Source organism: Ralstonia sp. 110700041-2 (assembly GCF_056280165.1).
Genome location: NZ_JBSFAI010000006.1, coordinates 280662 through 299364, shown reverse-complemented (window position 1 = coordinate 299364; position 18703 = coordinate 280662). Strand labels below are relative to the sequence as shown.

At 64.3% G+C, this 18703-nt stretch carries 16 protein-coding genes and 1 pseudogene; 8 read left to right on the top strand and 9 right to left on the bottom strand.

The features are described from left to right. Nucleotides 1–94: 94 nt before the first annotated feature. A complete protein-coding gene (locus ACUXH0_RS11595) occupies nt 95–979 on the bottom strand; it encodes an RNA methyltransferase (RefSeq protein ID WP_404944701.1) in 885 nt (294 codons plus the stop codon). Between the two features lie 134 nt (nt 980–1113). Between ACUXH0_RS11595 and ACUXH0_RS11590 the strand changes: the two genes are divergently transcribed. Next, nucleotides 1114–1926 carry an inositol monophosphatase family protein gene (locus tag ACUXH0_RS11590; RefSeq protein WP_012435285.1) on the top strand — a complete coding sequence of 271 codons (813 nt, stop codon included), beginning with the start codon at nt 1114–1116 and terminating at the stop codon, nt 1924–1926. Nucleotides 1927–1994: 68 nt separating this feature from the next. Here ACUXH0_RS11590 and ACUXH0_RS11585 read toward each other — a convergent pair whose 3' ends face one another. Together ACUXH0_RS11585 and ACUXH0_RS11580 are read right to left on the bottom strand one after the other, a co-directional pair. Continuing rightward, nucleotides 1995–2453: a DUF2846 domain-containing protein gene (locus tag ACUXH0_RS11585; RefSeq protein ID WP_012435284.1), complete on the bottom strand. Its 459-nt coding sequence runs from the start codon at nt 2451–2453 to the stop codon at nt 1995–1997. Continuing rightward, nucleotides 2450–2833: a hypothetical protein gene (locus ACUXH0_RS11580; protein ID WP_027693039.1), complete on the bottom strand. Its 384-nt coding sequence runs from the start codon at nt 2831–2833 to the stop codon at nt 2450–2452. Before ACUXH0_RS11580 ends, ACUXH0_RS11585 begins: the two co-directional genes overlap by 4 nt. Nucleotides 2834–3164: 331 nt before the next feature. Here ACUXH0_RS11580 and ACUXH0_RS11575 point away from each other — a divergent pair, with 331 nt between their 5' ends. Continuing rightward, a complete protein-coding gene (locus tag ACUXH0_RS11575; RefSeq protein ID WP_012435282.1) occupies nt 3165–3869 on the top strand; it encodes a glutamine amidotransferase in 705 nt (234 codons plus the stop codon). Beyond that, the gene (locus tag ACUXH0_RS11570) at nt 3866–4570 is read left to right on the top strand and encodes an MOSC domain-containing protein (RefSeq protein WP_012435281.1); all 705 of its coding nucleotides are present in this window, start codon (nt 3866–3868) and stop codon (nt 4568–4570) included. The genes ACUXH0_RS11575 and ACUXH0_RS11570 overlap by 4 nt, the downstream gene beginning before the upstream one ends. Nucleotides 4571–4582: 12 nt before the next feature. On the opposite strand, the gene ACUXH0_RS11565 is transcribed toward ACUXH0_RS11570, so the two are convergent. Together ACUXH0_RS11565 and ACUXH0_RS11560 are read right to left on the bottom strand one after the other, a co-directional pair. Beyond that, nucleotides 4583–6388, bottom strand: coding sequence for a methyl-accepting chemotaxis protein (locus ACUXH0_RS11565; protein WP_182594876.1), 1806 nt, complete (start codon nt 6386–6388; stop codon nt 4583–4585). Nucleotides 6389–6463: 75 nt separating this feature from the next. Then, nucleotides 6464–8329, bottom strand: coding sequence for a methyl-accepting chemotaxis protein (locus tag ACUXH0_RS11560; protein WP_012435279.1), 1866 nt, complete (start codon nt 8327–8329; stop codon nt 6464–6466). A gap of 237 nt (nt 8330–8566) precedes the next feature. Here ACUXH0_RS11560 and ACUXH0_RS11555 point away from each other — a divergent pair. From ACUXH0_RS11555 to ACUXH0_RS11545, 3 genes and pseudogenes are all read left to right on the top strand, one after another. Further along, a pseudogene (locus tag ACUXH0_RS11555) lies at nt 8567–9463 on the top strand (LysR substrate-binding domain-containing protein). A gap of 96 nt (nt 9464–9559) precedes the next feature. Then, complete coding sequence (gene mutS, locus ACUXH0_RS11550) at nt 9560–12208, top strand: DNA mismatch repair protein MutS (RefSeq protein ID WP_182594875.1); 2649 nt, start codon at nt 9560–9562, stop codon at nt 12206–12208. 5 nt (nt 12209–12213) lie between these two features. Further along, nucleotides 12214–13290, top strand: a complete 1077-nt coding sequence (locus ACUXH0_RS11545) for a metallophosphoesterase (protein WP_012435276.1) — start codon at nt 12214–12216, stop codon at nt 13288–13290. Nucleotides 13291–13340: 50 nt separating this feature from the next. Here ACUXH0_RS11545 and ACUXH0_RS11540 read toward each other — a convergent pair whose 3' ends face one another. Next, the gene (locus ACUXH0_RS11540) at nt 13341–13865 is read right to left on the bottom strand and encodes an FKBP-type peptidyl-prolyl cis-trans isomerase (protein WP_012435275.1); all 525 of its coding nucleotides are present in this window, start codon (nt 13863–13865) and stop codon (nt 13341–13343) included. Between the two features lie 11 nt (nt 13866–13876). On the opposite strand from ACUXH0_RS11540, the gene ACUXH0_RS11535 reads away from it, so the two are divergent. Next, on the top strand, nt 13877–15106 hold the full coding sequence (locus tag ACUXH0_RS11535; protein WP_004626159.1) for a ribosomal protein uL16 3-hydroxylase: 1230 nt from the start codon (nt 13877–13879) through the stop codon (nt 15104–15106). Between the two features lie 240 nt (nt 15107–15346). Then, entirely contained in the window at nt 15347–15580 is a 234-nt protein-coding gene (locus tag ACUXH0_RS11530; protein WP_024542047.1) for a hypothetical protein, read from the top strand. Nucleotides 15581–15736: 156 nt separating this feature from the next. On the opposite strand, the gene ACUXH0_RS11525 is transcribed toward ACUXH0_RS11530, so the two are convergent. The 3 genes from ACUXH0_RS11525 to dapA form a co-directional block, all read right to left on the bottom strand. Continuing rightward, nucleotides 15737–16522: an MBL fold metallo-hydrolase gene (locus tag ACUXH0_RS11525; protein WP_024973071.1), complete on the bottom strand. Its 786-nt coding sequence runs from the start codon at nt 16520–16522 to the stop codon at nt 15737–15739. Nucleotides 16523–16556: 34 nt separating this feature from the next. Beyond that, nucleotides 16557–17753: an outer membrane protein assembly factor BamC gene (gene bamC / locus ACUXH0_RS11520; RefSeq protein WP_012435272.1), complete on the bottom strand. Its 1197-nt coding sequence runs from the start codon at nt 17751–17753 to the stop codon at nt 16557–16559. 61 nt (nt 17754–17814) lie between these two features. Next, the gene (dapA, locus tag ACUXH0_RS11515; protein WP_012435271.1) at nt 17815–18699 is read right to left on the bottom strand and encodes a 4-hydroxy-tetrahydrodipicolinate synthase; all 885 of its coding nucleotides are present in this window, start codon (nt 18697–18699) and stop codon (nt 17815–17817) included. Between the last annotated feature and the right edge of the window lie 4 nt (nt 18700–18703).

The window sequence follows — 18703 nt, the reverse complement described above, 5'->3', positions numbered from 1 at the left end:
AGGCATTGCCTTACCGCGCTGCGGCAAGGGTTTTAACCAGACATGCAGGAAATGCCGCCCTGCTGGATCAGCCAGGAGGCGGCTTTCTGGGCGATCAGCGACAGTCGTCGGCGGCGCCGGTGGGCGGCGTGGTGGCTTCGGCACGGCGGCCGAGCATGCGCTTGGCGATGCCGCGCAGGATGTTGACCTCTTCGGTCTCCAGCTGCGTGCGGGCGAACAGACGTCGCAGGCGCGGCATCAGCTTTTTCGGCTGGGCCGGGTCGAGAAAGCCGATCTCGACCAAGCCCTGCTCCAGATGTTCGAACATCCCGTCGATCTGCTCGGCCGTGGCCGGCTCGCCGACAAAGCCGACGCCTTCCATGCGCGTGTCGCCCGTGCCGGTGCCGGCCAGCAGCGCCATGCGCACCTCGTACGCAATCAACTGCACGGCCTGCGACAGGTTCAGCGAGGCATACGCCGGGTTGGCTGGAATGTGCGTGACGACGTGGCAGCGCTCCACCACCTCGTTGGGCAAGCCGAATCGCTCGTTGCCGAAGACGAAGGCGACGGTGGCGTCCGGCGCGGCCAGCAATGCGGCCACTTCTTCTGCCGCAGCACGCGGGCCGATGCGGCGCGGACCGAATTCGCGCGGGCGGGCCGTCAGCGCAATCGTGAGCGAGGCACCGGCCAACGCCTCGCCAATGTCGTCGACGACGCGGGCGGCGGCCAGCACGTCATCGGCGCCACTTGCCATGGCAACGGCATCAGCGTGGCGCTTTGCGTCGGCCTCGCGCGGGCGGACGAGCACGAAGCTACCGGGCTCGCCAAACCCCATGGTCTTGAGCGCACGTGCCGTGGAGCCGACATTGCCCGGGTGACTGGTCTCGACCAGCACGAAGCGGCACCGCGTGGCTTGCTGGCGCAGGATTTCCGGGTCGGCGGGTGTGGTGTTCGGTGTGCTCATTGGCGCAATTCGCGGGGCGCCGGGGGCGGGGTTCATATACAATACGGCCACTCTTTTGACGGCGGGCAGGATCGCAAGATTGGCCCGCCGCTCGTTCTTCTACAATTCGTTGTGTTGTTTCGCCTGCGGCCGCTTCCGAAAAATCGGCGCGTCAGGCGCGGAGATCCCACATGCATCCGATGCTCAATATCGCCGTCCGGGCTGCTCGCAAGGCCGGCACCGTCATCAACCGCGCGTCCTTCGACGTTGATAGCCTGCGCACCGAGCGCAAACAACACAACGATTTCGTCACCGAAGTCGATCGTGCAGCGGAAGCGGCGATCATCGAAGTCATCAAGACTGCCTACCCCGATCACGCGATTCTAGCGGAAGAGTCAGGCCAATCCTGGGCCGACGGCGAAACCGCCAGCGAAAACGTCTGGGTGATCGACCCGCTGGACGGCACGACCAACTTCATCCACGGCTTTCCGCAATATGGTGTGTCGATCGCGCTGATGCAGCGTGGCGTCGTCACGCAGGCCGTGGTGTACGACCCGACGCGCGACGAACTCTTCACCGCCTCCAAGGGCGCCGGCGCGTTTTTGAACAACCGCCGTATCCGCGTCACGCGCCGCGACAAGCTGGCTGACTGCCTGATCGGCACGGGCTTCCCCTACCGCGATCTGGAAGGCCTGTACGACTACACCCGCCTGTTTGCGACCATGACGGAAAACTGCGCCGGCCTGCGTCGCCCAGGCGCTGCCGCGCTGGACCTCGCCTACGTCGCCTGCGGCCGCCTCGACGGCTTCTTCGAGCAAGGCCTGAGCAAGTGGGACATGGCCGCAGGCTCGCTGCTCGTGACGGAATCGGGTGGCCTGGTGGGCAACTACACCGGCGAATCGGGCTATCTGGACCAAGGTGAAATCCTGGCCGGCAACCCGAAGGCTTTCGTGCAGATGATCAAGATCACCTCGCCGTTCTCGCGGTCGAAGGCTGAAGCTTGATTGCGGCGCTGCGCCAGTAGCCGCCAACAAAAAGCCCGCTTTATGCGGGCTTTTTCACGTCTCGGAGCTTACTTCTTGGCAACCGGCGGCTCGTTGGGCGCGAAGCTCAACGAGGGCAGTTCGGCCTGCGCCTTTTCCGGCGTTTCAAGCTCGGGCACCACGCGGCCGACAATCAGACCCAGCGACGGCGACGTGCGCACGTACTTTGTCTCACCGGCGTCCAGTGCGAAGCTCAGCGTCTTCTCGGTCTCGGTGGCTGTTGACACGACATACTTGCCAGCCGGACGGTCAACGAAGAAGAAGCCGCCCGGTTTGGATTGGCCAATCACTTCGCTGTTCAGCTTGATGTCCGGCTGCAGTGCCGCGCCGATCAGCGACGACGAGCGGAAGAAGTACACGCGCCCTTGGTCCTGCTTGAGCGTCGGAATCGACGAAGCCATTTCGGAATACTTCACGCCCGACGCGCAACCCGCCATCAGAACCGTGACACCGATGGCCGAAGCCAATGCGCGCAAAACTCCCTTCATTGTGATTCTCCTGTTGTGATGGATACAGCGGTAGAAAGCGGGGAGTACGCCTGCTCGCCTGGCAGGTAAAACCCGACCAGGCGTTGACCGGCGATCACCAGATAGGCCTCGTGGACCTGGCGGCCTTCAATCGTGAAGATCGTGCCGACCGGGCGATAGACAGCGCCTTGCGACAGCGTACCCACGCGCTGCCAGTTGGAGCCGGCCGCAAGCGTGCGCGTATAGCCAGTTTCCAGGCGTATCTCCGTTGAAGATTTCAACTGAATGCGCGACGGGCCTGTCGCGTTGTCGCTGGCCAGCGTGGCTGGTGCGGTGGACACCATCGGCGCGCACGCGCCCAGGCAAGCCACGGCAATGCACGCCACAGCCCAATGCAGCATTGGCTTCTGCACAACTCCCTCCAGAATCTTTTTTATCGGTACCGAGGCGGCACTCTGTGGAGAACGATCTCAATGAGATGACGCGAGACTGACACCCCCTCGAATCGGGTTTTTCGTGGGGAGTGCAATGCACGTTACTAACAACCGATATAAGCGACGCTTAGCCGGCGTGTTCGGTAGCAGGTTCGCTACCGGCGGCGCGGACCACCCCATCGGCGAGCGTGTCGAGCAACCTGCCAATGCCCCGAAACAATCCCCCGCAAGCCGAACGGGTTTTGCGCGCCTCGCCCCTCATTCACAATGAGCCTCGCCCTCAACGCCATCGACTGCCATGAAAAACGCCCTCGCCCTGCGCCATGTTCCGTTCGAGCATCTCGGCATACTGCAGCCGCTGCTGGAAGCGAGGGGCTACACGGTGCGCACCGTGGACGTGGGCGTGGAGCCGGTGCCGGCCGACGACGTGGTGGATGCGGATCTGCTGATCGTGCTGGGCGGACCAATCGGCGCGTATGACGATGCAACGTATCCGTTCGTGCGCGATGAAGCGGCCGCCATTGCGCAGCGGCTGGCCGCACGCAAGCCGCTGCTTGGCATCTGCCTGGGCGCCCAGCTGATCGCTCGCGCGCTCGGTGCGGCGGTCAAGCCGATGGGCGTGAAGGAAATCGGCTTTGCACCCATCACGCTCACGGCCGCAGGCGCAGGCTCACCGCTCGCGCCGCTGGCCGACGGCACGCCGGTGCTGCACTGGCATGGCGACCAGTACGACTTACCGCCCGGCGCGCAACGGCTGGCATTCACTGAAATCTGCGCCGAGCAGGCTTTCGCCATTGGCAACCACGCACTGGGGTTGCAATTCCATCTGGAGGCCGACCTGGACGAGCTTGAAGCCTGGCTGATCGGGCATGCGGCGGAACTCGGCGCAGCGGGCATCGACCCACGTGCGTTCCGCGCGCAGGTGCCGGCGGTTGCGGAACGCCTGTCGCAATGCGCGCGAGAGGTCTTCACCGCTTGGCTGGATCGCGCGGAGGCCGCATGACGCTGCCGGCTCCCGTCTGCATCGATACCGTCCTCACCGGGCGCGCTGTCGACTACACCCGCCCAGGCTCGCGCAGCGCCATTGACAAGCGCCCCGTGCACGATGCGGTGGAGGTAGGCATCAACGGCATCGTCGGTGATGAGCAAGGCGATTTGCGTGTGCACGGCGGCCCCGACAAAGCAATCCATCACTACCCGTTCGACCACTACGCGGGTTGGCAGGCGGATATCGGCGCGCATCCCATGCTCGCACAGCCCGGCGCGTTTGGCGAGAACCTGAGCACGACGGGCATCACCGAAGCCGACATCTGCGTAGGTGACCGCCTGCGTGCGGGCAGCGTGGTGCTGGAAGTGTCGCAACTCCGTCAGCCGTGCTGGAAGCTCAACGACCGGTTCAACACGCGCGACATGGCGCGCCGCGTGCAGCACACGGGCCGCACGGGCTGGTATTACCGGGTATTGGAAGGTGGCACGCTGCGCGCGGGCGATATGCTCGAATGGTTCGAGCGTCCATGGCCGCATTGGCCGCTGGCGCGTGTACTCGATGTGCTTTACCGCAACATGCTCGATCGTGCGGCGCTGGCCGAGATGCTGACGCTGCCGCTCACGCCCTCATGGCGCAAGCTGGTGGAAGGCCGCCTCGCACGTGGCGAGGTGGAAAGCTGGGCCAGACGCATCGATGGCCCAGCGCTCGAAGCCTGAGTTCTCAACCGTTTAGAACGTTTCCCAATCCGCGTCGGAACTGCCACCGGCTACGGCCAGAGGTTGCTGTTGCTTCCGGGCGGCAGCGGCAGGTGCGACCGGCACCGAAGCCACCGGCTGAACTGCGATCTTCGGTTCGCGCTTGCGCAGCGCCGCCCGTGCCGGCTTGGCCGCGCTGACCGGCTGTGCAGCGGCCTTGGCCACCGGCTTGGAAACCTTCTCGGGCTTGCGCACAGCCATCGCGGCGTTCCCTGCCCCATCCAGCCGGAACTGCGACACGACCTGCGTAAGGTTCTGCGCCTGCTCTTCCAGCGATTGCGCGGCGGCGGCCGCCTGTTCGACCAGCGCGGCGTTCTGCTGCGTCACCTGCTCCATTTCCGTCACGGCCTGGCCGATCTGCAGGATGCCCTGCGTCTGCTCGACCGATGCGGAGGCAATGTCTTCAACGATGTTGGCGACGCGGCGCACGGCCTCCACGGTCTCGGTGATAGTCTCGCCGGCCTGCGCCACCTGCGTGTGGCCCGCTTGCACGCGCGACACCGAATCGTCGATCAACGTCTTGATTTCCTTGGCCGCAGCAGCACTGCGTTGAGCCAGCGCGCGCACTTCGCCTGCCACCACGGCAAAGCCGCGGCCCTGCTCGCCGGCGCGGGCAGCTTCCACGGCAGCGTTGAGCGCCAGGATGTTGGTCTGGAACGCAATGCCGTCAATCACGCCGATGATGTCGGCCATCTTGCGCGAGCCCGCGCTGATGTCGTCCATGGTGGCCACCACGCCACGCACTACATCGCCGCCACGCGAAGCCAGGTCTGCCGCATTCGACGCCAGCGCGCTGGCCTGGCGGGCGTTCTCGGAGTTGTTGGTGACGGTGGAGGTCATCTGCTCCATGCTGGCAGCCGCCTTCTCGAGCGAGGCGGATTGCTGCTCGGTACGCGAAGACAGATCGAGGTTGCCGCTGGCGATTTCGTGCGCGCCGGTGTTGACCGAATCCGAGCTGTTACGCACCTGGCGAACGGTGTTCACCAGGCTTTCGCGCATGCGACCCACGGCAGCCAGCAGGCGGCCCAGTTCATTGCGGCCACCCGTCTTGACATGCACGGCCAAATCGCCTTCAGCCACGCGACTCAGCACGGTCACGGCTTCGTTGAGCGGCGTGATCACGAAGGCCTTGAGCCCGTAGAACACCGCCACGATCAACGCGAGCGCCATGGCAATACCGAGCGCCACGAACTTGAGGATCGTTTCGTAGCGCGCGCGGCCGCTGTCGGCCTCGTCCTTGGCCAGCTTCTTGACGAGCTGCTGGAAATTCTCGATTTGCACCGACCACGCTGCACCGGTATCGGTCACGTCCTTGTAGTTGATCGGGGCATAAGCTGAGGCATCACCTGCGCGCAAGGCCGCCATGCCACGCTGCACGGCTTCGATGTGCGTCTGTGCGGCCTGCACGATCGCCTGGCGCAGCGACTCGTCCACACCTTCGATGGGCGGCGCATTCTTGAAGGCTTCGACCTGTTCGATGGACTTCTTCAGGCCCTTCTCCGAGCTGGCAAGCGCTGTCGTCTTGGCAGCGCCATCCATGTTCTCGCGCAGGACGCTGTACAGGCGCGACATGCCGGTGCGCGCGCGCTGCATGTCCTTGTACGCGTCGTTCAACAGCATGCTGCGGTCGGAAATCTGATGCACGCGCTCGGTGGCCGCGTTGGTGGTGCGCAAGGCCAGCACACCCACCGCCGCGCCGACCACGATCATCAGTGCAAAGGTGATCAGAATCGCCAGCAGGCCAGCGCGCACGCTGGTGTTCTTCAAAATGCGGTCCATCTTGTCTCCGGGGTCCCGGCAGGCAAACCCATGCTTGCGGTGTGCGGGGTCAACGAGGTGAAGGTCAATCGTGGGTCAGAACGTTTCCCAGTCAGCGTTGTCTCCAGCGGCGACCAGAGGCTTCGCCTTGGCCAGGCTCGCGGGTATCGCTGCCGGTGCAGCCAGGCTCTTTTCGGTTCGCTCGACCGGCTTGGCAGCAGCCTTTCGCAACACAGGCGGCTTGCGCGACGTCAGCTTGGGCTTGGCAGCTTCGGTGCTCGGCCTGGCGGCCCCGCGCCGCGGCGCTTCGTCCTTGGGTGATGCCGGTGCCATCGGCGTTGCGAGTGCCACGGGCTTGACCGGCGCAACAGCCGGCTCAACCCGCGCCACCATGGCCGGCGCACGCAGCGCATGCGCATCGAGGCGGAACTGCGCCACCACCTGCGTCAGGCTCACGGCCTGCTCTTCCAGCGATTGCGCAGCAGCAGCGGCCTGCTCCACCAGCGCAGCGTTCTGCTGCGTGGCGTCGTCAAGCTGCGTGACGGCGTGGCTCACTTCTTCAATGCCGGAGCGCTGTTCCTGGCTGGCCGACGAAATCTCGCCAACGATGTCGGTCACGCGCTTCACGCTCGCGACGATCTCCCGCATGGTCGTGCCGGCTTCTTCCACCAGCGCGCTGCCTGCATCCACGTTGACGACGGAATCATCGATCAGCGCCTTGATCTCTTTGGCGGCAGCCGCGCTGCGTTGCGCAAGGCTGCGCACCTCACCGGCCACCACAGCAAAACCACGGCCCTGTTCCCCCGCACGCGCGGCTTCGACTGCCGCATTGAGTGCAAGGATGTTCGTCTGGAACGCAATGCCATCAATCACGCCGATGATGTCGACGATCTTGCGTGACGACGCGTTGATTGAGCCCATGGTTTCCACCACGCGCGTCACCACGTCGCCGCCGCGCACGGCCACATCCGAGGCGGACGCGGCCAACTGGTTGGCCTGCTGGGCGTTGTCGGCGTTCTGCTGCACGGTCGACATCAGCTGCTCCATGGCCGAAGCCGTTTCTTCCAGCGAGCTGGCCTGCTGCTCGGTGCGCGACGACAGATCCAGGTTGCCGCTGGCGATTTCGCGCGTGGCGGTGCCGATGGTCTCCGACGCGCCCTTGATGCGGCCGATGGTGTCCACCAGCGCGCCGCGCATGCGGCTCATGGCGTAGAGCAGGCTGTTGTTGTCGTCGGCGCGGGTGGCAATCTCCAGCGTCAGGTCACCGCCGGCAATGCGGTTGGCCACATCAGCCGCGTAGGCGGGGTCGCCGCCCAGCGTGCGCTGCAGGCTGCGGTTCGCGACGCCGCCCAGCAGCAACAGCAAACCGCCGACCAATACCAGCAGCCCGCCGGTTTGGTACAGCGAAGTCATGAACGCGGCATTGATGTCGTCCATGTAGACGCCGGTCGAGAAGACCCAGTCCCACGGCTCATAGCGCATCGCGAAAGCCGTCTTGGGCACCGGCTCCGAGCCGCCGACTTTCGGCCACACATAGCTGGTGAATCCGCCCTTCGGATCTTTGGCCGCGTTGGACAAGCCCACGTAGACGGCATTGCCCTGTGCGTCCTTGAAGCCGGATTGGTCCTTGCCGATGAACTCGGGCTTGATCGGGTGCATCACCACCACGTTGTTGGAGCTGGTGATGGTGAAGTAGCCGTCCTTGTCGTAGCGCAGCGCCTTGAAGCGGTCGAGCGCCTCTTTCTGCGCGGCGTCTTTGCTCAACGTGCCGTTCTTGGTCAGGTCGTCATATTGCTTGACCAGGTTCACGGCCATGGTCGTCACGCTGACGAGGTTGTTCTTGCGCTCCTCGACGCGGATCTCGCGCGCCTGATACGCGTTGAATACCGAGATCAAGGTCAGCGCGACAAGGCTGATGATCAGCGGCAGCCAAAGCTTTTGGCGAAAGCTGAGCTTACTCATTCCAGAGTCTCCGGATGCGGAACCGCGAGGCGCCATTTGCGCAAACGCGTTCCCACTATGGTTTTAGGGGTCCGAATGGTCTATCGGCAGGCTGGCCGCCAACCTTGAGGGGGCGTCGCGCGCCAAGCGCCGCCGCACTGCATTTGCGCCCGTCCAGGGCAAGGCGCCCCGCACGCGACCTTTGCAAATTACGCCACATTAGGCAGAATTCTTTTGATTTTGAATTGACAATCGTCGATGAAAACCACACTCGAAGAACTGCTCGCCTTCCGCACCGTCGTCGATACGGGCTCCGTCACGGCGGCGGCTGAGCAGCTCGGCCAGACGGTGTCGGGCGTGAGCCGCGCGTTGCGCCGCCTGGAAGAGAAGCTGGACACCACCCTGCTCTCGCGCACCACGCGGCGGCTGTCGCTCACCGACGAGGGCGCGACGTTTCTGGCGCAGGCGCGCAGCATCCTCGCCGCCGTCGACGAGGCCGAGGAGCAGATCGCCCTGCGCCGCCAGCAGCCTGCCGGCCGCCTGCGTGTCAACGCTGCCATGCCGTTCATGCTGCATGTGGTGGCGCCGCTGGTGCCGGACTTCCGCGCACGGTATCCGCAGATCGAGCTGGAGCTGAACACCAACGACCTGATCATCGATTTGCTGGAAGAAGACACCGACGTGGCGATCCGCATCGGCACGCTGCGCGATTCCACCCTGCGTGCGCGCCTGCTTGGCACGCGGCGGCTGCGCGTGCTGGCGAGCCCTGCCTATCTGAAAGCGCACGGGCGGCCCCGCCACGTGGATGAGCTGCAGAAGCACGCCCTGCTCGGTTTCGTGCAGCCGGAATCGCTAAACCAATGGCCCCTGCGCGGCCCGTACGGCGATCGCCTGCGCATCGAGCCCACGCTCAAGGCCTCCAGCGGAGAAACCCTGCGCTAGCTCGCGCTGCAAGGCGCGGGCATCGTCTGCCTGGCTGATTTCATGACCGCTGAAGACAGCCGCGCGGGCGATCTCATGCAGGTGCTGCAGGACGCCACGGTGGAGGTGCTGCAGCCGATTCACGCGGTGTACTATCGCAACACGCAGTTGGCTTCGCGGATTGCGTGCTTTCTCGATTTTCTCGAAGCCCGGCTCGCCGACGATAAGCAGTGAAGCAGCATCGCTGGTATGCAACAATTGCGCGATTCAACACCTTCCGCGCGCGGCCTGATCGGATCACATCCGGCCGCGCGCTGCGCTTTAGTACTCATGGCTGAACACTCCGCTCCGGTTCTGGAGATCGACCCGAAATACGGCCCTTTCGACAAGCACACCCCGATGATGCAGCAGTATTTACGGCTGAAATCGGGGCATCCGAACACGCTTGTCTTCTATCGCATGGGCGACTTCTACGAGCTCTTCTTTGAAGATGCCGAAAAAGCCTCGCGCCTGCTCGATATCACGCTCACCGCACGCGGCAGCTCCAACGGGCATCCGATCCGCATGGCGGGCATCCCGTTCCACGCTGCCGAGCAATACCTCGCCAAGCTGGTCAAGCTGGGCGAATCCGTGGCCATCTGCGAACAGATCGGGGACCCGGCCACAGCCAAGGGGCCGGTCGAGCGCAAGGTCGTACGCGTCGTCACACCCGGCACGCTGACGGACGCCGCCCTGCTTTCCGACAAGATCAACAACCACCTGCTGGCCATCGCGCATCTGCCGGCCAAGCGCGGCGCCGCACCGCTGATCGGTCTGGCCTGGCTCAACCTCGTCGGCGGCGAATTGCGCGTGATGGAGTGCAGCCCCGACCAGCTCGACCGCGAACTCGAACGCATCCGCCCCGCCGAAGTGCTGGCCGACGATGCAACGCTCAACACCATCCAGGTGGATGTTGCCCGCACGCGCCTGCCCGATTGGCACTTCGACGTGGAAGCCGGCACCCGCCGCCTGCGCGAGCAACTCGGCGTCGCGAGCCTCGTCGCCTTTGGTGCGGAAACGTTGACGGCCGCACTGGCGGCTGCCGGCGCGCTGCTCAATTACGCAGCCGCCACGCAAGGCCAATCGCTGCGTCACGTGATCGGCCTGACCGTCGAGCACGAAAGCGAATTCATCGGCCTGGACACCGCCACGCGCCGCAACCTGGAACTGACCGAGACGCTGCGTGGGCAGGAATCGCCGACGCTGTTCTCGCTGCTCGACACGTGCGCCACGAGCATGGGCAGCCGCCTGCTGCGCCATTGGCTGCATCATCCACTGCGGGATCGTGCCATCCCCCAAGCGCGGCAGCAGGCGATCGAGGTGCTGCTCGGCGGCGATTGGCAAACATTGCGCTCGACGCTGCGCACGCTGTCGGATGTGGAGCGCATTACCGGGCGACTGGCGCTGCTGTCGGCGCGCCCGCGCGATCTGTCTTCGCTGCGCGACACGCTCGCGCGCCTGCCCGAGATTCGCGAAGAACTGCCGCAGAGCGACGCGGCTCCGCTGCTCATCGAGCTGCACGCCGCGCTCACCCTGCCCGAAGACGCCCACGCCCTGCTGCAGCGCGCCGTGATGGCCGAGCCGGCAGCGATGGTGCGCGACGGCGGCGTCATCGCCCGCGGTTACGATGCCGACCTCGACGAGCTACGCGACATCTCGGAAAACTGCGGCCAGTTCCTCGTCGATCTGGAAGCCCGCGAGCGCGAGCGCACCGGTATCGCCAATCTGCGCGTCGAATACAACCGCGTGCACGGCTTCTACATCGAAGTCACCAACGGCCAGGCCGCCAAGGTGCCGGACGATTACCGCCGCCGCCAGACGCTGAAGAACGCCGAGCGTTACATCACGCCCGAGTTGAAAGCGTTCGAAGACAAGGCGTTGTCGGCGCAGGACCGTGCCCTGTCGCGCGAAAAGCTCCTCTACGAAGAGCTGCTCCAGAAACTGTTGCCGCACCTGGCCGAATTCAAACGTATCGCCGCCGCGCTGGCACAGGCCGATGTGCTCGCGACGCTGGCCGAGCGTGCGCATGCGCTGTCGTGGTCGCGCCCCACGCTGACGGACGCACCCGGTATTGAGCTGACGCGCGCACGCCATCCGGTGGTCGAACAACAAGTCGAACAGTTCGTCGCCAACGACTGCATGCTGCAGGAGGCGCGCAAGCTGCTGCTGATCACGGGCCCAAACATGGGCGGTAAATCGACCTTCATGCGGCAAACCGCGCTGGTCGTGCTGCTCGCTTACGTGGGCGCATTTGTGCCGGCGGAGGCCGCAGTCATCGGCCCAATCGACCGTATCTTCACGCGTATCGGCGCGGCCGACGATCTGGCGGGTGGCCGATCCACCTTCATGGTTGAGATGACGGAAGCGGCTGCCATCCTGCACCGCGCCACACCCAACAGCCTGGTGCTGATGGACGAGATTGGCCGCGGAACGAGCACGTTCGACGGCCTGGCGCTTGCCTGGGCGATTGCGCGTCACTTGCTGTCGCACAATCGCAGCCACACGCTGTTCGCCACGCACTATTTCGAGCTGACACAACTGCCGCAGGAGTTCGCACAGGCCGCCAACGTGCATCTCTCCGCCGTCGAACATGGTGACGGCATCGTCTTCCTGCATGCCGTGCAGGAAGGTCCGGCCAGCCAGAGCTACGGCTTGCAGGTCGCACAACTGGCGGGCGTGCCGCAGCCGGTCATTCGCGCCGCGCGCAAACGGCTGGCCTGGCTGGAGCAGCATTCCGCCGACACAGGCGCCACGCCCCAGCTCGACCTGTTTGCACTCGCCGCCGATATGCCCATCGTCGACGAAGGCGATGCCGACGCCGAAACACCCGACAGCGCGCTTGCGGATGCGCTTGCCGGGATCGATCCCGACGATATGACGCCGCGGGAAGCGCTTGATGCGTTGTACCGCCTCAAGGCATTGGCGAGCCCGGCCGCCTGATTCCGATGACCCGGCTCGGCGCAGTTTCCCGCACGTTTCAATGCATCGCCATGGCGTTGGCGATGCTGATGCCGGTGGCTGTACCAGCTGCACCCAAGGTCGCGAATTCTGCACCTGACGCGCCGGGCGCCTTCACCTTCACGGTGATCGGCAACGTGCCCGACCGCGCCGAGGATGTCGCCCCCGTGCGCGCACTGCTGGACGCCATCGACGCCGAACACCCCGCCTTCGTCGTCCATCTGGGCAACCTCAAGGGCCGCGATGAAGCGTGTTCCGACACGCTGCTCGAAGCGCGCCATGACCTGCTCGACAGCCTGATCGCGCCCGTCATCTACATCCCGGGCGACCACGACTGGAGCGACTGCCAGCGCCCCGCCGCGGGCAGTTTCGACCCGGTGGAGCGCCTGCTGCGCCTGCGCGAGCTGTTCTACCCCGACGACAACACGCTCGGCCAGCGCACCATGACGGTCATGCGCCAGTCCGACCAGGCGAAGTTCCGCAGCTACCGCGAAAACACGCGCTGGACGATGAATGACGTGCTGTTCGTCACCCTCAACGTGCCCGGCGACAACAACAACTACAAGACCGCGGGCGGGCGCAACGGCGAATACGAAGACCGCCTTGAAGCCAATCGCCAATGGCTCGCACGCGCCTTTGCCGTCGCGCGCCAACGCAAGATGGCGGGCGTGGTCGTCATGATGCAGGCCGATCCACTCTTTGAAGACGGTTGGGAACGGCGCCGCGCACCCAATCTGTTCGACGGCTGGCTGCGCCGCCGCTCGCATGACGGCTACCTTGCACTCAAGCGTCAGTTGCGAGCGCTCACGCGCGACTACGACGGTGCCGTCCTGCTCATCCACGGCGCCAGCCAGACGTTCATGCTCGACCGCCCGCTCAAAGACGAAGACGGCCGCCCGGACGCGCATGTCATGCGCGCACGCACCTATGGTTCGCCGGTGCTCGATCGCTGGCTGGAAGTCTCCGTCACGCCAGGCCGCACGCCGCTGTTCCATACCCGCAGCCGCCGCCTTGACAACACCCCCATCCCAGCGCCGGAAATCACGCCAGCGCCGGCGCAATAAAGAAAACGGGAGCCGAAGCTCCCGTTCTCGTATCTTGATGGACTTGCCGATCAGTGCAGCGTGTGCGGCTTATCGTCCTCGTCCTCGTCCACCACTTCAAGGCCATTTTCACCGTGCACGTGGCCGTGCTCGATCTCTTCAGCCGTGGCTTCCCGCACTTCGGTCACCTTCAGTTCGAAGCGCAGCGCCATGCCGGCGAGCGGGTGATTGCCGTCCAGCACAACCTTGTCTTCCGCCACGTCGGTGACTGTATAGACGATGGCATCTTCCTCGTCGCCATCTTCGGGCACGCCCTCGAACTGCATGCCAACTTCGAGCGGTTCCGGAAAGCGATCACGCGGCTCGATCTTGATCAGCTCCTGATCGTAGTCACCGAAAGCGTCGTCCGGTTCGAGCTGCAGCTTGGTCTCGAAGCCTTGTTCCTGGCCGTCCAGCGCTTCCTCGATCTTGGGGAACGTGCCATCATAGCCGCCGTGCAAATACACCATCGGCTCATCGGATTCCTCGATGACGTTGCCCTGCGCGTCGGACAGTTTGTAAGCCACCGACACTACCGTATTCTTCGCGATTTTCAATTGCGCACTCCATGAACGAAGTCCCATTATACGCTGCCGATGGCGGCGTCCAACCTGCTCTTCCAGCGGGGCATCCGGCGCAACTCCTCGGCGGGCTGTCACCGCGCGATTTCATGCGCACGCACTGGCAGAAGAAGCCTCTGCTGATCCGGCAGGCACTCTCCCCCGAAGAGATGCGTGCGCTGCACTTTCCGCTCTCGCCTGAACGTGTACTTGCCCTGGCTGCGCGCCCCGATGTCGAGTCCCGCTTGATCGCGCAATCGCGCGGGCGCTGGTCGTTCAATCACGGCCCCTTCGACGAACGCCCGCTGCCCTCGCGCAAGACACGCAACTGGTCGGTGCTTGTGCAGGGCGCGAACCTCGTCGAGCCGGCGGTCGAAGCGTTGATGCAGCGTTTCCGGTTCATTCCCGACGCGCGGCTCGATGACGTGATGATCAGCTTCGCAACCGACGGCGGCGGCGTCGGCCCGCACTTCGATTCGTACGATGTGTTCCTGCTGCAGGCCCACGGCAGGCGCCGCTGGCGCATCTCAGCCCAGGACGATCTCACGCTCGTCCCCGATCTGCCGCTCAAGATCCTCGCCAACTTCCAGCCCGAAGAGGAATTCGTACTAGAGCCCGGCGACATGCTGTATCTGCCGCCGCACTACGCACATGACGGCGTGGCCGAGGGCGACTGCATGACGTATTCGATCGGCTTCCGCTCACCGTCGTACCGCGAACTGGCCGGCCACTTCCTGGGCTTCCTGTCGCAAACGCTGGAAGACGACCCCAACTTCGACGGCCGCTACGCCGATCCCGAACAGAAGCCCACCACCCACCCCGGCGAACTGCCGGCCGCCATGGTCAAGGCCCTTGTCCAGAAGCTCAACGCGTTGCGCTGGACGCCTGAACTCGTCGGTGAATTCCTCGGCGCGTACCTTTCCGAACCCAAGGATCACGTCGACTTCGTCACGCAGCCCCGCTTGCCGCTTGCCCGCTTCACGGCTCGGGCGCGCAAGGAAGGCATCGTGCTGGACGCGCGCACGCAGGCGCTGTATGACGCGCAACGCTTCTGGATCAACGGCGATACGTTTGAACCATCGGGAACGCTGCTTGCGTGGCTCTCCGCGTTGGCGGACGCACGTCGTGCGAGCGCTGCATCCGTGGATGCGGCGGCCGGCTTGCCAGATCTGATGGATACGCTGCACGCTTGGTACGAAGAAGGCTGGCTCAGGCTGGCTGGACCCGCGCAACGATGATTCCGCATTGAAACAGATCGTTACAAAAGCGTCTGAATCGCACGTGCGTCAGCCCCGACTCAGCTACACACAGTAGGTAAAGGCCGCTATAATCCGACGCTAGCTTGCAAGCCGAGCAGTCCTCGTGCGGCTTGGCTGCCAGCATAGAAGAAGGTGTAGTACCTGAGCGATAATTACCGGTAATTATTCATCGCGCTTTCTGTTGTCCGCTTTCCATAATTCAGTTTAAGGATCGAAAAAATGAAAAAGTCTCTCCTGATCGCCTCGCTGATGGCTGCTGTGGCTCTGGCTGCTTGCGGTAAGAAGGAAGAAGCCGCTGCTCCGGCCGCCGCTCCGGAAGCTTCGGCTCCCGCCGCTGCTGCTCCGGCTGCCCCGGCTGCTTCGGACGCCGCTGCTGCCCCGGCTGCTTCGGACGCCGCTGCTGCTCCGGCTGCTTCGGATGCTGCTGCTTCGGCCCCGGCTGCCAAGCAATAATCGCGTTTCTCGCGAGACAAAAAAGCCGACCTTCAGGTCGGCTTTTTTTATGGGCGCCCATCTAGCGTTGGAACTCCGAGCAGCAACTACGCGACCCATCCGCCATTCAAAGTTGTTTCTGAATCTTACAAGCCGCGTCGATCGGACCAGCCGCCCTCAAACGGTGCACCAAAGCAGGCCCTCTTCCTGATCCGCAATCGGCACGTCTTCAGTGCGAGCCCCCAGCGGCACGGCAATCGCCTCAGCAGCCAATAGCGGCGTGTTGTTCTGCTTGGACAGATGCGCAGCAACGACCGTATGCAACGCGTCGTGGCGAACGCGCGTAAGGATCGCGGCTGCAATGTCATTGGCCAAATGGCCGAAATCTCCACCGATACGCCGTTTCAATGACCACGGATAGGCTGAATTGGCCAGCATCTCGCGGTCATGATTGCATTCGAGCACGAGGGCGTGCATGCCTGCCAGATGGGCGCAAAGGTATTCCGTCAACATGCCGGCATCGGTCAGCACGCCCAAGCGCCGCGCGCCGTCGTTGAAGACGAACTGCAGCGGCTCGCGCGCGTCGTGCGGCACGGTGTAAGGCAAGATTTGCAGATCGCCGACGGAGAACATATCGTCGGCGCGACAGAAACGCACGGCTGCACGGTCGGCGCCGCGCAGGTTTTCCGTGGCGCGATACGTGCCGTGACTGGTCCAGACCGGGATATTGAATTTGGCGGCAACCGCATAGGCGCTGCCAACGTGATCGCTATGCTCGTGCGTGACGAGGATGGCGTTGAGGGATTCGGGCGTACAGCCCAGGCGCTCGAGCCGCCGCACAGTCTCGCGGATACCGAATCCGCAATCCAGCAGGATGCGCGTGCACGTCGCGCCGCTCGCGGATTCCACGAGCAGCGCATTGCCTTCACTGCCGCTGCCAAGGCTGGCGAATCTCAGTGTCATCGCCCACCCAGGCAGCCGTACTGCATGATGCCGATTACCGCAGTTGCTCGTCGAGCAGCGACAGGATGCGCTTGCCGATGTCGCCGGTCTGCGCGGAGCCATCGTCGTTTTGCACCAGCACCGTCGAAGACGTGCCAGCATCCTTCACGACCACGCGGTAACGCTTGGCCCGCTTGAGGTCTTCGATCTTCGTGCCCGAGAACAGGCGCGAGAAGAAGCCCGGTGCGTTGGCTTCGGCACGCGTATCAGCGTAGCGAACGAAGTAGACCCCTTGCGAGCGGTCGCGGTCATCCACGGTGAAGTTCACGCGATCCAGCGCCAAGCCCACGGTGCGCCATGCGCGATCAAAGGGCTCCGGCACCTGCAGGACCGGTTGGCCATTCGACTGCGTCAGCAACGATGGGCCGGTACGCGGGGCCGGTTCAGCCTTCGTGCCGTCTTGCACCGGGTGCGCTGCCTGCGTTTGCGCGAGCTTCTGCTGTGCGGCCTCCTTGCTGGCGCCCAGCCGCTGCATCAGGCGCGACAGGAATTCGGCTTCGAGTTCCGGATCGGCCGGACGCGGCGTCCACACGGTCTGGTCCTTGGACGAACCGACCAGTTGTTCCTGCGCGCCGCGGTGCGAGATGTAGACTTCGACCGTGCCGTTCGGACCCTTCTCGATGCGGGTGCGGAACTTGTCACGCTCAGACGTCGAGTACAAGCCATCGAATACCTTGCCGACGGTGCGGCGGATGATGTCCTGCGGAATCTTCGCGCGGTTTTCAGCCCAGTCGGTTTCCATGATGCCGGTCTCGGGCGAGTCGATCACCAGCAGGAAGCCCAGTTCTTGCCAGAACGTGCGCAATTGCGGCCACAAGGCATCCGGCGTGGTCTTCACGAGCAGCCAGCGCTGATTGCCATCACGCTCGATACGCATGTCGGACACGGCAGGCAGCACATTCTCGGTGCCCGAGCCGGGCGTCGTGACCTTGGGCGCCGTTGACGTATACGCCGACAGCGTGGTCGTGCCCGTGTCCGGTGCGGCATAGCGGCGGTCAGCCTGGATGCCGGTCAGGTCGGGCGGGACCTCAAGCGTCGGGCCTTTCTTGGCCTGCGATTTGTAATCGATGCGGTCCGGCTGCATCACCTCATTGACGGTATCGCAACCGGAAATCAGGGCAACCGACAGCGCGGCCAGCAACAGTTGAGCGGACGTCGCCACAGCCCCGCGACGGGTTTGGTGCAGTTTCATTGACTTGCGATCCTTCAGATGAGAACGATGGCTTAAGGGCCTGAGAAGCGCCTTGAAACAATCAGGAGAGCAGCCCGGCATCCTTCAGGGATGCGCGCACAACCTCGTGATACTGGGGTGCCAGCGGCGTCAACGGCAGGCGAATGCCACCTTCCATCTTGCCCATGGCCTGGAGAGCCCACTTGACGGGAATCGGGTTCGACTCGACGAACAGGTTCTTGTGCACCGACAGCAGTTGCATGTGGATGCGGCGAGCCGTCTCCACGTCGCCGCGCATGGCGGCAACGCACAGTTCGTGCATGGCACGCGGCGCCACGTTGGCCGTCACGGAAATGTTGCCGTGGCCACCCAGCAGCATCAGCGCGATGGCCGTCGGATCATCCCCGCTGTAAATCTTGAACGAGGCCGGTGCGCCCTTGATGAGGTGCGCGGCGCGGTCGATGTTGCCCGTGGCTTCCTTCACGCCGATGATGCCCGGCACTTCGGCCAGACGCAGCATGGTTTCGACCGTCATATCGGCCACGGTGCGGCCCGGCACGTTGTACAGAATGACCGGCAGATCCACCGACTCGGCCACCTTGCGGAAGTGCAGATACATGCCTTCCTGCGTCGGCTTGTTGTAGTACGGCACGACCTGCAGGGAGGCATCAGCGCCTACTTGCTTGGCGTAGGCCGTCAGCTCCACCGCCTCGGTGGTGGAGTTGCCGCCGGTACCGGCAATGATGGGAATGCGCTTGTTGGCCTGCTCGACCGCCACGCGGATTAGTTCACGGTGCTCTTCCACCGACACGGTCGGCGATTCGCCGCTGGTTCCGACGATCACGATGCCGTCGGTGCCTTCGGCGATGTGCCAGTCGATGAGCTTGCGCAGGGACGGGAAATCAAGGCTGCCGTCCTCGTGCATGGGCGTGACGATGGCGACGAGACTGCCGGAAATCTGGATCATGGTT

Bases quoted from the DNA above. Each gene is read 5' to 3' on its own strand.
- dapA (WP_012435271.1), bottom strand. From the start codon at position 18,699: ATGATCCAGATTTCCGGCAGTCTCGTCGCCATCGTCACGCCCATGCAC.
- ACUXH0_RS11560 (WP_012435279.1), bottom strand. From the start codon at position 8,329: ATGAGTAAGCTCAGCTTTCGCCAAAAGCTTTGGCTGCCGCTGATCATC.
- mutS (WP_182594875.1), top strand. From the start codon at position 9,560: ATGGCTGAACACTCCGCTCCGGTTCTGGAGATCGACCCGAAATACGGC.
- ACUXH0_RS11570 (WP_012435281.1), top strand. From the start codon at position 3,866: ATGACGCTGCCGGCTCCCGTCTGCATCGATACCGTCCTCACCGGGCGC.
- ACUXH0_RS11565 (WP_182594876.1), bottom strand. From the start codon at position 6,388: ATGGACCGCATTTTGAAGAACACCAGCGTGCGCGCTGGCCTGCTGGCG.
- ACUXH0_RS11530 (WP_024542047.1), top strand. From the start codon at position 15,347: ATGAAAAAGTCTCTCCTGATCGCCTCGCTGATGGCTGCTGTGGCTCTG.
- ACUXH0_RS11585 (WP_012435284.1), bottom strand. From the start codon at position 2,453: ATGAAGGGAGTTTTGCGCGCATTGGCTTCGGCCATCGGTGTCACGGTT.
- ACUXH0_RS11575 (WP_012435282.1), top strand. From the start codon at position 3,165: ATGAAAAACGCCCTCGCCCTGCGCCATGTTCCGTTCGAGCATCTCGGC.
- bamC (WP_012435272.1), bottom strand. From the start codon at position 17,753: ATGAAACTGCACCAAACCCGTCGCGGGGCTGTGGCGACGTCCGCTCAA.
- ACUXH0_RS11590 (WP_012435285.1), top strand. From the start codon at position 1,114: ATGCATCCGATGCTCAATATCGCCGTCCGGGCTGCTCGCAAGGCCGGC.
- ACUXH0_RS11545 (WP_012435276.1), top strand. From the start codon at position 12,214: ATGACCCGGCTCGGCGCAGTTTCCCGCACGTTTCAATGCATCGCCATG.
- ACUXH0_RS11580 (WP_027693039.1), bottom strand. From the start codon at position 2,833: ATGCTGCATTGGGCTGTGGCGTGCATTGCCGTGGCTTGCCTGGGCGCG.
- ACUXH0_RS11595 (WP_404944701.1), bottom strand. From the start codon at position 979: ATGAACCCCGCCCCCGGCGCCCCGCGAATTGCGCCAATGAGCACACCG.
- ACUXH0_RS11535 (WP_004626159.1), top strand. From the start codon at position 13,877: ATGAACGAAGTCCCATTATACGCTGCCGATGGCGGCGTCCAACCTGCT.
- ACUXH0_RS11525 (WP_024973071.1), bottom strand. From the start codon at position 16,522: ATGACACTGAGATTCGCCAGCCTTGGCAGCGGCAGTGAAGGCAATGCG.